Below are 14,808 nucleotides of genomic sequence, written 5' to 3'. Positions count from 1 at the left end.
CAAATCGATCCGTACCGTGTTATTAATTTAGGCAGGGCATTCCATCCAGTCAACCGAAAAAAATCACCTCAAAAGTTCAGTATTTCAGATAGTATGGCAGACTTTACCTGCGCAGCTTTTATTGCGCCGCCCCGTCTTTATTTTGTTAATCAATTGTTGTGCAAGGGCTTAAAAAAAGAAGGAACATGTTCAGCCAAAGCTTAAATAAGATCAAAAGAACAGGGCTTACGGCCGCTGTGGAAGAAGACGATGCCAGGAAGATCATGGTGGTCAATTCCTTCAGCTTCCTGACGGCATTGCTGTGTACCTTCTGCGGGATATACCTCTCCGTTATATCAGGCTACTGGATGATCTTTTATACCGCTATGGCCTTTGTATGCGGCTTTCTCAGCATCCTGCTCTTCAACAGCAAAAGACGGTTTGCCGCGGCCAAATTCGGGCTGCAGTTCGTGTTCTGTTCGGTCATGCTTTATTACGGCTGCCTGTTCGGGGAAAGCACGCAGGTACATTTCCTGGGTTTGTTCCTGATAGGCGTGCCGCTGCTCATCTGCTCAAGAAAAGAACGTGCCCTGCGCTGCCTGTGCCTCACCATGCCATTGCTCACCCTGTTTTTGCTGGAAACCAATTATTACTACCAGGTGTTTACGCCTATGGAAATGGACAGAAGCACTACTTATATGTTCCGCTGGCTGATCATGACGGTGGTGGTGATACTCAACTTTATGGTGATCACCTTTCACCAGCAGAATATCACTAACCTCTTGCAGCGCCTGCACCGCAGGGCTGAGTCTCTCAGGAGAAGGAACCAGGTGGTGCTGCAGAAAGAGAACGAGCTGAAAAAGGCCAACCGCCTGCTGGAGCATTACAATGAAAAGCTGGAGTGGGAAGTGGAGCAGCGTACCGGGGAGCTGAAAACCAACAACATCATACAGGAAAAAATGCTGGTAGACCTGAACCGGAGCATGGACCAGCTGCGGGAAAAAGATGCCGAGCTGGAAAGTTACGTCAAGGAGCTGGAAACCCTGAAAAGCAGCCTGGTAGCGGCCCGCGACGAAGCAGAACGGGCCAATGCGGCCAAATCTGTTTTTCTGCGGGAACTAAGCCACGAGATCAGGAACCCCCTCAATGCTATTATAGGCATCAGCTACCTGCTGCTGAACGATCAGCATAACCGCAACAAGATACCGCTGAGCATTGTGAACTACATAGAGAATATCAGCACCAGCGGGCATAACCTGCTGGAGATCATTAACAATGTGCTGGAGCTGGCGCGTATTGAAGCCGGCAAAACAGATAACATCTGCGAAGCGCCTTTTGTATTGCGGGAATGGGCACACAGCGTGGCCAGCGTGTACCAGCATGCGGCAAGGGTAAAGGATGTGAGTATTCACGTGCAGATAGACCACAAGCTGCCGGTGCAATTGCTGGGAGACCGTGTACATCTCACCCAGGTGGTCAACAACCTGCTGGCCAACGCCGTCAAGTTCACGCCGGCGCAAAAAAAAGTAACGCTTTCCTGCTTCCGGGAAGGTGCGGACGCCTGGTGCATCAGGGTAACGGACGAAGGGGAGGGCATACCCGGTGAAAAACAGTTGCTGATCTTCCAGCCTTTTGAACAGGCAGATGCTTCCATTCACCGGCGCTTTGGCGGCACCGGGCTGGGGCTCGCCATTTCCAAACGCATTGCCGAGCTGCTGGGCGGGCAAATAACGGTGTGGAGCCAGCAGGGAGCAGGCACTTCATTTACCGTAACCCTTCCGCTGCGGCAGGGCATTGCAGTACAAATTCCCGGCGGGGAGCCGGTGGCGGCAGAAAAGCGGCCGCAGGCAGATAAAAAAGTGTTGCTGATGGAAGACAATGCGGTAAACCGTATGGTAATGCAGGAATTTTTTCAATACCTGGGCATGCCCCTGCTCATGGCAGACAACGGGGAAGATGGCTTGCAAATGGCCCGCAGGCACCTGCCTGACATGATCATTCTTGACATGCACATGCCCCGGCTGACCGGGCGTGAGGTGATCCACGCCATACGGCAAGACCCTGTGCTGCAGCATGTGCCCCTGGTGGTTATTTCTGCAGACGCCTTCCGGGAGCAGCAGGAACTGGCTTTACGGGAAGGTGTGAACGAATATCTCATCAAGCCGGTGCAGTTTGACGAGCTGCGCAGGGTGATAGACAAATACTTCAGCAGCGCCGTGTTGGGGAAAGCGCTGGCCGCAGGCACCTGTTAAATTATTGTGCCCCGCCGTAATGCCGGGTAATGGCCTCCGCCAATTGCCCTACCAGCACGGCATCAGCCGGTTCGCCGCTGCTTCGCGCACGCAGGTTATCTTCTTCGTCCAGCTCAAAAATAATGGTAGAGGGGCCGTTGGTGATGTGAAAAGAAACGCCGTAGCCCCTGGCATATGGCTGCACCTCATATGTTTGGTCTCCTATTGTTACTGAAAACGGCTCCATGTTGGGCAAAGATACGGCGCCATGGCATTTCTCGCTCCCACCATTCAGATGCCTTTTACAACCATTCAGTCCGTTCTCCTTTCCCGCAGCCGGCAGTACCCGCATTTTTGCAGGAAAAACCCCCAATGAGAACATTTTTACTTTGCTGCTGCCTGCTTGCCGCCCTGCCGTCACTGGCCCAGCCTTTGCCGGGCCAAACGGTGAAGGGCCGGGTTACAGACCATACCACACACCGGCCGTTGCCAGGCGTTACCATCTCCATTCCAGGCACCGCCATGGGCGCCGTTACCAATGAAAGCGGGGAGTTCAGAATAGCGGCCGTGCCTGTAGGCCGCCACACGCTCAGGGCCGGCCTGCTGGGTTACGAGGCCGTGTTGTTGCGCAGCATAGAGGTGAATGCCGGCAAAGAAACCGTGCTGGAAATCACTTTGCTGGAAACGGTGGTAAAGCTGGCAGACGCCACCGTAGTGGGTAACAGTCGCCATACGGCCATCAACCCGCTGGCGCAGGTGAGCGCCCGGCAGCTGAACATGGAAGAAGGGATGCGTTACGCCGGCACGCGCAACGACCCTTCCCGCATGGCGCAAAACTTTGCCGGGGTAAGCGGCGCCAACGATGCGCGCAACGACATCATCATCCGCGGAAACTCACCCACCGGCGTGCTCTGGCGGGTGGAAGGGGTAGACGTTCCCAACCCCAACCACTTCAGTACCCTGGGCGCCACCGGCGGGCCGGTCACCATCCTCAATACCAATACGCTGCGCAATTCAGATTTTCTTTCCGGGGCATTTCCCGCCAGTTACGGCAACGCCCTGGCCGGCGCTTTTGACCTTACACTGCGCAACGGCAACAAAGACAAATATGAGTTTCTGGCGCAGGTGGGCTTCAACGGGTTTGAAGCGGCTGCTGAAGGGCCGCTGGGCAAACCGGGCAAGGCATCTTTTATGGTAGACTACCGCTATTCCCTGCTGGCTGCAGTACAGGCCCTGGGCCTCAGCGTGGGCACGGCCGGCAACGTGCCCAATTACCAGGACCTCAACATGAAGATACACCTGCCCACCAAACGCGCCGGCACCTTTAACCTCTTTGCCATGGGCGGTTTAAGCAATATCAATTTCATGCCAGGAGAAGATTCTACCAGCCTTTACAACACAGGAGACCGGGAGCTGAACTCTGTTTCCAACACCGGCGTGGCAGGGCTCACGCACAGTTACAATTTTTCCTCCAACACCTACGGCCGCGCGTTTGCCGCCATCTCTTCCACAGAAAGCAAGCTGGACGAATTTATGGTGAAAGACGCAGTGCGTGACGAACGTACCCTGCTGGTGAATTACAAGCTCACCAAAGCCAGCGCCGGTTACCAGCTGGTACACCGCTTCAGCGCGCGCAACCAGCTCAGCGGCGGCGTGTCCGCAGAGCTGATGCAACTGGCCCTGCACAAGGAGCTGATCAGGAACGGTGATACGCAGTTATCAACGCTTGTCAACACCAAAGAATCTGCCGGCTTTGTAAAGGGCTGGGCAAACTGGCAGCACCGCTTCAGCAACACACTGGTTGCTAATGCCGGCGTGTACACGCAACATTTTGCCTTGAACGGTACGAGTAATGTGGAGCCCCGCTTCAGCCTGCGGTACGCCTTTTTGCCGGGCCATGCGCTGAGCCTGGGGGGAGGCCTCCACAGCCAGTTGCAGCCGCTCGAAATATATTTTTATGAAACGGAAGGCCAGCGTACCAACAAAAATCTCACCGCCACGCGCGCCTGGCATGCCGTGCTGGGGTACGATGTTCAACTGGCGGAAAAACTGCGCCTCAAAGCGGAAACCTACTACCAGCATTTGTTTGACGCGGCGGTGGAGCGGCTTCCAACTTCTTTCAGCCTGCTGACTGCCGGGGAAGGTTTTGGTTTCCCCAATGAGGCCAACCTGATGAATGCCGGGCTGGGCCGTAATTACGGTGTGGAGCTCACGCTGGAGAAATACCTGCACAAAGGGTTTTATTTCCTGTTCACACAAAGCCTGTTCAGCTCAAAATACCGGGGTAGCGATCACGTATGGCGCAACACGCCCTTCAATTCGCAATACGTTACCAATATGCTGGCCGGTAAGGAGTGGACGTTGAAGCCGGGCTTCAACATTGGCGTAGACAGCAAGCTGAGCTATGCCGGCGGCCAATGGTACACGCCTTTTGACGTGCCGGCCACGGTAGCGGCCAAATATGCCGTGTACCAGGAAGAGAAAGCGTTTTCTGAAAGGAACGACGCCTACTTCCGCTGGGACCTGAAATTTTCGTTTACCTGGGAGCTGGGGAAAACCACTCAGAAATTCTTTATAGATTTACAGAACCTGACAGGGAGAGAGAATATCTATACCAGGAGGATCAACACGGAAACAGGCAATATCAGCCGTGTGAACCAGATCGGGCTCTTTCCGAATGTTAACTACCAGTTTACCTTCTAACAGATTACCGGCCTATGCGTAAGAATTATGCGGAACTTGGTTTCAATGATAAATGGTTTGTGCTGCTGGGCATCCCGCTGCTGGGTTTTCTGACGCCCATTATTTACCTGGGCGTGCGGCTGCCGCACTACCCCTGGCAGGCCATGGCGTTTTCCATTGGCATCACCACCATTTTCTGGCTGGGCAACCGGTGGATCATTATCCTCCTGCGGCGCAGGTACCCGCAGCTGGCCCAGTCCCGCAAGCGTATAGCGTTGACCGCGTTGCTGATGCTGCTGTTTGTGATGGCCGTAGCTAATTTTAATGGCCTTACCCCGCCCTTTTGGGAAGCGGAGCCAACTCCCTATCCTGACCTGAACGTGCTGGGCGTGATCAATACGTTGGTGATAGCCGGTATTTATGAGGTGATCTATTACCAGGCGCAACTACGCCTTTCCATACAAGGTCAGGAAGAATTGCGGAATGAAAGCCTGCAGGCGCAGATACGGGCGCTGAAAAGCCAGGTTGACCCTCATTTCCTGTTCAACAATCTTAACACCCTCAGTTCCGTGGTGCACGAGGACCCTAAAAAGGCGGAGCAGTTCATTCAGCAGCTCTCCAAATTGTACCGTCACATCCTGGAAATGCAGGAAACCACGCTCATCACCGTAAAGGAAGAACTGGACCTGCTGCAGGCATACATCTATCTTTTAAAAACACGTTTTGGCGAAAGCCTGCGGGTGAGCCTTGACGTACCGCCGGCCTGCCACGAAAAAAAGATCATCCCTTTTGCCCTGCAGATATTGGTGGAAAATGCCATTAAACACAACATTGTTTCCGCCGCAAAACCGTTAACGGTGCGCATAGAAACCATGGGAGAGCGCCTGGTGGTTACCAACAACCTGCAACGCAAGCTGCAGCCCGTGCCTTCTACGGGCAAGGGGCTTGAAAATATCAACGGCCGCATCAGGCTGCTGCACCACCCTGAAATGCAGTATATTGTTACGGCAGACCATTATATTGTTACTTTACCATTATTCCCTGAATCATGATAAAAGTGGTGATCATTGAAGATGAAGCCCCCGCGGCCAGAAAGCTCAGGGCCATGCTGGAAACGCAGGATGAGGAAATTGAGGTGCTGGCCGTGCTGGACAGTGTGGAAGAATCTGAAAAATGGTTCAACCTCTTCCCGCATCCGGACCTGGTGTTTATGGACGTGCAGCTGGCCGATGGTGTAAGCCTGGAAATTTTCAGTCGCGTAAAGATCAGCGCCCCGGTGATCTTCACCACCGCTTATGACCAGTACATGCTGCACGCTTTCAGGAACAACGGCATAGAATACCTGCTGAAGCCGCTGGATGCACAGGAGCTGCAGCAGGCCCTGGCCAAGTTCAGCCGGTTTTGCCGGCCGCAGGGCGGCGGCGGAGGCTGGGAAGAAAAGATAAACCTGTTGCTGCAGCAGGTGCAGCCCAAGGCTTACAAAGAGCGTTTTTTGGTGAAAAGCGGGCAACAGCTGTATTATGTGAACACGGCAGACCTGGCCTGCGTGTATGCAGACGGGAAGCTGGTGTATGGGCTTGATTTTGCCGGCAAACGGCATATGATGGACGGCAACCTGGCCGGCCTGGAGCAGCAGCTGCCGCCGAGGGACTTTTACCGGGTAAGCCGCCACCTGGTAGTGCATGTAAAAAGCGTACGCCGTATACATCCCTGGTTCAGCGGCCGGCTCAAGCTGGAACTGCAGCCGGCGCCGGCGGTAGAGCTGGAGGTGAGCCGTGACAGGGTGGCCGGTTTCAAAGAGTGGCTGGGCAAATAACCATCCTCAAATGTTAATGGCCCTGTTAACGAAAACCCGCCCGGCTTGCGCTTTCAGCCTAACTGCCGTACCTTTGCACGTGTTATGGCTACTCAAACGGACAGAGAACTGGTGGCACTGGCAAGAGAGGAACCGGTGGCCGGCTTCAGGCTGATATATGACAGGTATTGGGAGTTGCTCTTCAATATAGCGGTAAAACGATTGCAGGACGCGGCTGAAGCACAGGATGTGGTGCAGGAGGTGTTTATGACGCTCTGGAAACAACTGCCCGGCCTGGAACCGCGGGAATCCCTGCTTCCCTATCTGCAGGTGCTGCTCAAAAACCGCATTCTCAACATTTATGCCCGTAATGAAGTAAAGCTGAAGTACATTCTGCAGTTGCAGACCCGTGCGGCCATGGCCCAGGAAAATACCTCCCAGGCGCTGGCCCTCAAGGAGGTGCAGGAGCTGATAGAAAACGCCATATTGCAGCTGCCGCCCAAAATGCAGCTGATTTTCCGCATGAGCCGCGAAGAGCAGATGGCCCCCGCCCAGATAGCCGCACAATTGTCTCTCTCTGTACAAACCGTTAAAAACCAGCTCTACCGTGCCACGGAAAAAGTGCGCCGGATAGTGGGCATCCATGTAAACCCCTCCCTGCTACTGCTGTTACTGCCGGTGGCTGCTTCCTGAAAATTATTTTTTTGCAAAGCGTGGTACGTTCGGGCATCCAGCCTGTACCTAGAGCATAGCCCTGTATATGCTCAACGAAAAATATATCCAATACCTGCTCAAAAAACAGCAGGAGCAGCCGCTTACGCCTGAAGAAGCCGCCGTGGTAGACGCGTGGTACCAGAGCCTTGATGCACTGCCGGCGGAAGAAACGCCTTCTGCCGCCATGTTGCAGCTGGAAGGCTGGGAGCGCATCGAAAAGAAGATACAGCCCCGGCCGCTGCTGCGCCGCCTGCGCTGGCCGCTTTCCGCCGCCGCGGCCTGCATACTGCTGCTGGGCGCCGCCGCCCTGCTTCGCCGCCCCGCCCCGGTAACGGCCACTGCTCAAAGCTGGACGGTGGTAGACTGTCCACCGCATAAAAGAATGAAAGTGACCATGCCAGACGGCTCTTCCATCTGGCTGAACGGTGGCGCCAGGCTGGCCTACAACGCCAATTTTGAAGAAAACCGCCAATGCCGCCTTACGGAAGGCGAAGCCTTCTTTGACGTAGTGCCTGATGCCGCACATCCTTTTACCGTACACACCAGCCGCCTTTCCATTAACGTGCTGGGCACGGCCTTTAACGTAGCGGCCTACGGCCAGCTGCAGAAAGAAAAGATCACGGTAACCGGCGGAAAGGTGCAGGTGTCTGATTCCGCGTCCTGTAATGTAACACTCCAGGCCAACGAAGAAATTGTGTACAGCAGCGCCGGCAATTTTGTGAAGCAGGCGGCTAACGGGCAGCAAACAGACAGCTGGCGCAAAGGCGAGTTCTACCTCACCAACATCAGCCTGGAAGAACTGGCCATCCGCCTGGAGCAGATCTATGGCTACAAGGTGGTGTTTGCCAACAAAGGGCTCAAAAACTGCGTGAACAGCCTGCGTTTTTCGGAACATGAGCCTGTTACCAAAGTATTGGAGCTGCTGAAACTGATCAACAAAGTACAGTACCGCATAAAAGATAAAGAAATCACGCTGCAGGGCAGCGGATGCTAAGTATGCTCTCTTTTCCAAAATCATAATCAACACATCCCGCTGATGAAAGCATCTGAATCAACCAACCTGTTGTTCCGGCTAGTTCCCGGAAAATTATGGATCATGGCCTGCCTGCTCGTGGCAGGCTTCAACATGCAGGCGCGCGCACAGGATTACCTGGACAAGCGCGTTACTATTGCCTTCAGTTACGAAACAATTGCTTCCTGCCTGAAGAAATTGCAGGTTAAAAGCAACGTCAACCTCTCGTACAACGAAAATGAGGTGAAAAAGTACTCCATTAACACGCTGAATTTTAATGAAGCTACCGTTACCGAAGTGCTTGACGGCCTGTTCAAAAACACCAACCTGGCCTACCGTACTATGCCGGAGGGGATCGCTATTTTCAGCAAACTGCAGGAGCAGAAGCCCAAAGCGCCAGACCAGGTGATTAAAGGCCAGGTAACCAGCAGCAAGGAAAAGCAGCCCATACCCGGCGTGTCCATACTGGTGAAAGGCACCTACAAAGGCGTGAGCACAGGTGCGGACGGCAACTTCAGCCTGGCTGTACCGGCAGACCGCCATACGCTGGTATTTTCCGCCATCGGCATGATGACGAAGGAAGTGGTGATTACCGACCCGGAGATGAACGTGGCGCTGGACGAAGACACCAAAACACTTTCCGGCGTGGTAGTAGTAGGTTATGGAACGGTGAAGCAGAAAGACCTTACCGGCTCCGTGTCTTCCATCAACCCGGAGGAAATGAACAAGCTCAACGCCTCTAATTTCGACGTAGCCATGGTAGGCCGCGCGCCTGGCGTACAGGTAGTAAAATCTTCCGGTGCTCCGGGAGCAGTAGCCTCTATCCGCATCAGGGGCGGTACTTCCGCTTTTGGTACCAATGAACCGCTGTACGTGATTGACGGTATTCCCGTAGAGCTGGGAGACGGTTATGGCAACGAGCGCTACATTGCCGATTTCACAAGTAAAATTTCCCCGCTTTCTTCCCTCAACCCGGAAGACATCGAAAGAATAGACATCCTGAAAGATGCCTCTTCCGCCGCCATTTACGGCTCCCGTGCTGCTAACGGCGTAGTGATCATCACTACCAAGCGCGGCAAGGCAGGCCCGAAGCCAAATATTACCGCGGGTTACAACGTAGCATTTGACGATTTTACCAAAACATACAACCTGCTGAACGCAGACCAGTACCACAGTGTAGTGGAGCAGGCCTATAAAAATTCCAACGCTGCCCTGCCCGAAAGGTACATTGCCTACCCTGGCGCCAATACAGACTGGGTGAAAACGGCCACCCGCACCAGCAGCTCCCAGAACGTATACCTCAACATTAATGGCGGCACCAATGATGGCAATACGCTGTACTCTTTCTCTGGCAGCATTACAGACCAGCAGGGCGTAGTACGCCACTCCAGCTTCAAACGCTACAACCTGCGCACCAACCTGGAAACCACGCTGTTTGACAAGATCCGCATCGGTACCAACATCAACTTCAGTGCGCTCAACAACAACGGCAGCACTCAGAGCCAGTTCTACAGCATCATGCAGTACCGGCCTGATGTACCGGTATACCAGGAAGATGGTAAATACGGCGCCGCGCCGGATAGCGTAACGGCCAACCCCTACGTTCGCACGCGTTACCTTTCCACCATTGCCAGCCAGCAACTCATGACCACTTTCTTTGCTGAGCTTGAACTGTTGAAGGGCCTGCGTTTCAGGAGCAGTATTGCCCTGAATATGAATAAGGGCGAGAATGAGCATTATACACCCAGCTACGATCCCTTTGAGGCGCGCAACTTCAGGACCGGCAGCCGGGAAGACGAGAGCAACAGTTCCATTTCCCGCTTGTTTGAAAATACGCTCACTTATCTCAACAGCTTCGGTAAACACAACCTGAACATTGTGGGTGGCGCCAGCTTCAGCACGCTGCGCAGCCGCTTCAATTTTATTGAGTCTACCGGCTTTCAGGACGATGACGTGCTGAACCACCTGGGTGGTGCAACCTCCATACAGGACTATGGCAGCGGAGGTACCAACAGCGGGATGCAATCTTACTTCCTGCGTACCAACTACAACTGGGCAGGCAAGTACTACGCAACGTTTACCGGCAGGGCAGACGAGTCTACCAAGTTCGGTCCCAACTACCGCTGGGCATTCTTCCCCTCTGCTGCGCTGGCCTGGCGCATTTCAGAAGAGGATTTTATGAAAGACGCAACGTGGATGCAAGACCTTAAGCTGCGTTCTTCCTATGGTAAAACCGGCTCCGCCAACTTTGCGGATTTTCCCTACGCCAGCAGGTTTAAGAACGGGAGCTTTTACAGCAACGTAAACGGCGTTTTCACAGACGGTATTCCCAACCCGGATGCACGCTGGGAGTCTACCTACCAGCTGGATGTAGCAGTAGACTTTATTTTCCTCCGCAACAAGCTGCGCGGTTCTATCGGGTATTTTTCCAAGTTCACGAGAGACCAGGTGCTCAACCGCAACGTGATCCGCGAAAGCGGCATGACCACACAGGACTTTAATCTTGGTGATTTCTCCAACAAGGGCTGGGAGCTGCAGATAGGCAGTGATCTGGTTACGGGTAAGAACTTTTCGTACCTGACGGATTTCAATATCACCCGCTACCGTAGCAAGGTGGTGAGCCTGAATGGTGGAGAGTACATGAATATGAAAGTAGGCGAGCCTATCGGTTACTTTGAAGGGTATAAAGTAGCCGGTATTTTCCAGGATCAGGCGGAGATAGACGCCCTGAACAATAAAGCGCCCAACGGTCGCTATCAAACTGCCCGTACCGCTCCCGGTGATTTCAAGTTTGTAGATGTGAATGGGGACGGCACCATCAATGCGTCTGACTACGTGCGCCTGGGCCAGGCGGAGCCTGACTTCTACGGCGGCTGGAACAATATTCTCCGTTACCGGGACCTGGAGCTGACGCTATTCTTCAACTTCAGCGTAGGTAACTATCTCGACAATACAGGCCGCAAAAACCTGCTCATCTTCAATTCCAACACCTCCAATTACGGTGCGGATATCCTGAATGCATGGCGGCCTGACAATAAAGACGCCATACTGCCGCGTGTGGCTTCCGGTGACCCGAATAACAACAGGCGCACATCGGATTATTTTATTGAGAACGCTTCATTTTTCCGTTTGAAAAACATCCAGCTCAGTTATGTGCTGCGCAAGCCTTTCCTGCGCAAAGCATATATCAACAACATCAAGGCTTATGCTTCCGTCACCAACCTGCTCACCTTTACAGGTTACAAGGGGCTTGACCCTGAAGTGAACGCCGCCGCGGCCAACACTTTTGCGCAAGGGCTGGACAATAATATTTATCCGCAAACAAGAACGGTTTCCCTGGGACTTAATGTGAATTTTTAAAACTGAACCATGAAAGCGATATATCATAATATATGGATGGCGGCAGGGCTGGCAGTTACCTGCAGTGCCTGTAACCTGGTGAACGTAACAGATGTAGACCCTGTTAATGAAGTATTTGAGGAGAACGTTATAACCACGGTACCTAAGGCTCAAAGCGTTTTGGCGGGTACTTACGGCCTGCTGAAGGGAACGGAATACCTGACTTACTTCGGAGCCGATGCGGCGTTGATGGGCCTCACCATGAAACCCGGTCCCAGCGCCAGCTCGGAGCAAAACTATTTCGAGAACGACGTGACCGCCCAGGACTACCATGTAGATGCTTTGTACACTGCCTCCTACAAAATCCTCAATAATGCCGCTCACATTATTGAAAAGACGCAGCAGCTGGAATCTAATGATCCGCGTAAAGAGGAAATTGTGTCTGAAGCCCGCGTCATCCGCGCGTTATGCCATTTTTACCTGTTACGCCGCTATGGCCAGTTTTTCAGGCAGGATTCGAAATATGGCATTGCACTGCGAGACATGCCGTTGAAAGAAGTAAAAGCTGAGCCGCGTGCAGACGTAAAAACCGTGTATGCGCATGTATTGGCAGACCTGGCCTATGCAGTGGAGAAGGGGCCGCAGATGCAGGACTCAGCTGCCCCGCTGGATACCCGGGTGGCCCTTTATGCCACACGCCAAACGGCCATGGCACTGAAAGCCAAGGTGCATTTGTACAACCGCCAGTATGCGGAAGCAGCCACCGCTGCGGAAGCAGTGATCAAATCAGGTAAATATGCGCTGGAAGCTAACTTTGCAGACATCTTCAAGAAAAAGACCACCGGCACCAAAGAAGTAATATTCCAGCTGCCGTTTGATGACAAGCAGGGGCGTAATAACAAGGCTTTTATGCTCCGTGCATATTATCTGCCATCTGACTACTACGCGGAACTGATGAAGGCAGACAAGCGCTATGCCGCGGCTATTACATTTACCAGTACCGGCACCGTTCGCAACAACAAATACAACGGCTCTACCTACGGAGGCCAGACCCTCACGGCAGACACCGAATACTTCCTGCGGCTGGATGAGATATACCTCATCCTGGCAGAAGCCAAAGCCCGCCTCAACCAGCCGGATGACGCCCTGGCCGCCCTGAACGCCATCCGCAAACGCGCAGGCATGCCCAATGTTACCACTACAGACAAAGCTGCCCTGCTGGAAGCCATTCGTATAGAAAAAATACTGGAGCTGGGCGCAGAGAGCGGCGAAGACTGGTATGACCTGGTACGTTATGCCACAGAGGGAGACCTGAAAATATCTGACTATAAACCGAATGTACAGAACGAAACCCGTTACATTTTGCCGCTGCCGTTTGAAACCGTGCGTTTGTCTAACGGCGTTACAGAACAAAATCCGGGCTACTAAAAAATTAAATGTATGAACCGATCATTGAAAACCATCTCTCTTTCTGCCCTCCTGAGCGTTTGCATACTTGCAAACGCCCGGGCGCAGGAAGGCATCCGCTTCAACAGCCAGGGCGCTTTTAAAGAAGTGCTGGCGGAGAGCGCAAAAACCGGCAAGCTGGTGTTTATGGACTGTTATACCTCCTGGTGCGCACCCTGCAAGTGGATGGAGAAAAATGTATTTGTGAACGATACTGTAGCCACCTTTTACAACGCCAATTTTGTAAACTATAAAATGGATATGGAAAAGGGCGAAGGGCCGGCGCTGGTAAAACGTTACGGCGTAAAAGTCTACCCTACCTACCTGTTCCTGAACGGCAAAGGTGAAGTGGTGCACAAATCTACCTCCCGCATGGAAGTAGCTGAATTTATGGAAGAGGCCCGTAAGGCCCTTGATCCCAAACGCTCCTTCTTTGCGCTGGAGAAGAAATTTGAGAGCGGAGACCGCAGCAATGAGGTACTGCTGGAATATGCCATTGCGGTGGGCAAGTTTAACCGCCAGAAGGCAGACTCCGTAAGCCGCCTGCTGGTTGCGCAGCTGACGGATGCAGAACTGCTGAAAGAAACCGGCTGGAAAACCATACAGCAGTTTGCATGGAGTGAAACAGACCGGCTGGGTACCTATTTCCTGCAGCACCGCGCAGAATACGCAAAGCTGTATGGAGAAGCCGCTGTGCGCAAAGTGCAGGACAGGCTTACTACTTCCACCCTTTACGGCCTGATACGGAAAAAAGATTCCCTGGCCTTCTTCACGCGGCTGGCGCCCTGGCAGCAGAGCGCGGACAGGGAGCTGCAGAAAAGGGCCCTGCAAATGGAAGCCGACTATTACCTGGGCAGCGGCAATATTGACGGTTTTGTACGGGTAACCAACAAAGGCCTGGCAGACCTGCTGAAAGATGATGATATGGGCCTGAGCTTCATTGCCCGCAGAAGCCAGTACGAAGCCGGCAAAAACCGCCGCGTGCTGGAACAGGCTTATAAAATGGCAAAACGGGCCGTGGAGATCAACCCGGAAGAATACAGCAACCAGAGCACCTTTGCAAAAGTTTGCCAGGAAATGGGCTATAAAGCGGAGGCCTTGAAAGCCGCGGAGAAATCTTATCAGCTGGCGCTGAAAGAAACTTCCAAAATACAAGGGCTGGCGCAGAAGCTGATAGACGAAATTAAAGCGATGTAATGAGAACCCATCCTGTAAAACAACCAGCCGGTCACCACTTTTGGGGCCGGCTGCTTGTTTTATACGGAACCTTGTTATATTTGCCCTGAGTTCTTTACTAATTTCTTTCTTTCCACAGCGCGGTAGGCGGTGAAAGCCGCCTTTAATAAGGAACCGTGTGCAAATCACGGGCTGTCGCGCAACTGTAAGTAACTTCCCGGTTACTGCCATGCATGTTCATTGTATTGACCTGAACAATACGAGAAGAACGGCAGTAATGTTACAAGCCAGGATACTTGCCCGCTGTGTAAGACAAATGCTTTCGCGATTTTGAAGCAGTAGTCGGGAACGGAAGGGCATGCCCCGCTGTGCCCATCATTCCTTATCTTCTACCCAATCCTGAAAGCGTACCGGAAACTGTAAGGAACATTAAT

General features: G+C 53.1%; 10 protein-coding genes and 1 riboswitch. Of the genes, 9 read left to right on the top strand and 1 reads right to left on the bottom strand.

Annotation, left to right across the window (positions count from 1 at the left end):
- Positions 1-185: 185 nt before the first annotated feature.
- Positions 186-2,231 carry an ATP-binding protein gene (locus tag ABDW36_RS01840; RefSeq protein WP_343700176.1) on the top strand — a complete coding sequence of 682 codons (2,046 nt, stop codon included), beginning with the start codon at positions 186-188 and terminating at the stop codon, positions 2,229-2,231.
- Position 2,232: 1 nt separating this feature from the next.
- On the opposite strand, the gene ABDW36_RS01835 is transcribed toward ABDW36_RS01840, so the two are convergent.
- On the bottom strand, positions 2,233-2,457 hold the full coding sequence (locus tag ABDW36_RS01835; RefSeq protein WP_343700175.1) for a hypothetical protein: 225 nt from the start codon (positions 2,455-2,457) through the stop codon (positions 2,233-2,235).
- Between the two features lie 125 nt (positions 2,458-2,582).
- Here ABDW36_RS01835 and ABDW36_RS01830 point away from each other — a divergent pair, with 125 nt between their 5' ends.
- The 8 genes from ABDW36_RS01830 (at position 2,583) to ABDW36_RS01795 (ending at position 14,395) form a co-directional block, all read left to right on the top strand.
- Entirely contained in the window at positions 2,583-4,913 is a 2,331-nt protein-coding gene (locus tag ABDW36_RS01830; RefSeq protein ID WP_343700174.1) for a TonB-dependent receptor, read from the top strand.
- Positions 4,914-4,927: 14 nt separating this feature from the next.
- Complete coding sequence (locus ABDW36_RS01825) at positions 4,928-5,944, top strand: histidine kinase (RefSeq protein ID WP_343700173.1); 1,017 nt, start codon at positions 4,928-4,930, stop codon at positions 5,942-5,944.
- Positions 5,941-6,708, top strand: a complete 768-nt coding sequence (locus ABDW36_RS01820) for a LytTR family DNA-binding domain-containing protein (protein WP_343700172.1) — start codon at positions 5,941-5,943, stop codon at positions 6,706-6,708. Before ABDW36_RS01825 ends, ABDW36_RS01820 begins: the two co-directional genes overlap by 4 nt.
- A gap of 84 nt (positions 6,709-6,792) precedes the next feature.
- Positions 6,793-7,380, top strand: coding sequence for an RNA polymerase sigma-70 factor (locus ABDW36_RS01815; protein ID WP_343700171.1), 588 nt, complete (start codon positions 6,793-6,795; stop codon positions 7,378-7,380).
- 67 nt (positions 7,381-7,447) lie between these two features.
- Positions 7,448-8,395, top strand: a complete 948-nt coding sequence (locus tag ABDW36_RS01810; RefSeq protein WP_343700170.1) for a FecR domain-containing protein — start codon at positions 7,448-7,450, stop codon at positions 8,393-8,395.
- A 102-nt stretch (positions 8,396-8,497) separates the two neighbouring features.
- Positions 8,498-11,773, top strand: a complete 3,276-nt coding sequence (locus tag ABDW36_RS01805) for a TonB-dependent receptor (RefSeq protein ID WP_343700169.1) — start codon at positions 8,498-8,500, stop codon at positions 11,771-11,773.
- Between the two features lie 9 nt (positions 11,774-11,782).
- Entirely contained in the window at positions 11,783-13,180 is a 1,398-nt protein-coding gene (locus ABDW36_RS01800; RefSeq protein ID WP_343700168.1) for a RagB/SusD family nutrient uptake outer membrane protein, read from the top strand.
- Between the two features lie 12 nt (positions 13,181-13,192).
- On the top strand, positions 13,193-14,395 hold the full coding sequence (locus tag ABDW36_RS01795) for a thioredoxin family protein (RefSeq protein ID WP_343700167.1): 1,203 nt from the start codon (positions 13,193-13,195) through the stop codon (positions 14,393-14,395).
- 102 nt (positions 14,396-14,497) lie between these two features.
- A riboswitch (cobalamin riboswitch) is annotated at positions 14,498-14,693 on the top strand.
- The last annotated feature ends 115 nt before the right edge of the window (positions 14,694-14,808 follow it).

Origin of the sequence: Chitinophaga sp. (genome assembly GCF_039596455.1) — a bacterium.
GTDB lineage: Bacteria > Bacteroidota > Bacteroidia > Chitinophagales > Chitinophagaceae > Chitinophaga.
This window is presented reverse-complemented; position numbering and strand designations above follow the sequence as displayed.

Bases quoted from the DNA above. Each gene is read 5' to 3' on its own strand.
- ABDW36_RS01805 (WP_343700169.1), top strand. From the start codon at position 8,498: ATGGCCTGCCTGCTCGTGGCAGGCTTCAACATGCAGGCGCGCGCACAG.
- ABDW36_RS01815 (WP_343700171.1), top strand. From the start codon at position 6,793: ATGGCTACTCAAACGGACAGAGAACTGGTGGCACTGGCAAGAGAGGAA.
- ABDW36_RS01795 (WP_343700167.1), top strand. From the start codon at position 13,193: ATGAACCGATCATTGAAAACCATCTCTCTTTCTGCCCTCCTGAGCGTT.
- ABDW36_RS01810 (WP_343700170.1), top strand. From the start codon at position 7,448: ATGCTCAACGAAAAATATATCCAATACCTGCTCAAAAAACAGCAGGAG.
- ABDW36_RS01840 (WP_343700176.1), top strand. From the start codon at position 186: ATGTTCAGCCAAAGCTTAAATAAGATCAAAAGAACAGGGCTTACGGCC.
- ABDW36_RS01830 (WP_343700174.1), top strand. From the start codon at position 2,583: ATGAGAACATTTTTACTTTGCTGCTGCCTGCTTGCCGCCCTGCCGTCA.
- ABDW36_RS01835 (WP_343700175.1), bottom strand. From the start codon at position 2,457: ATGGAGCCGTTTTCAGTAACAATAGGAGACCAAACATATGAGGTGCAG.
- ABDW36_RS01820 (WP_343700172.1), top strand. From the start codon at position 5,941: ATGATAAAAGTGGTGATCATTGAAGATGAAGCCCCCGCGGCCAGAAAG.
- ABDW36_RS01800 (WP_343700168.1), top strand. From the start codon at position 11,783: ATGAAAGCGATATATCATAATATATGGATGGCGGCAGGGCTGGCAGTT.
- ABDW36_RS01825 (WP_343700173.1), top strand. From the start codon at position 4,928: ATGCGTAAGAATTATGCGGAACTTGGTTTCAATGATAAATGGTTTGTG.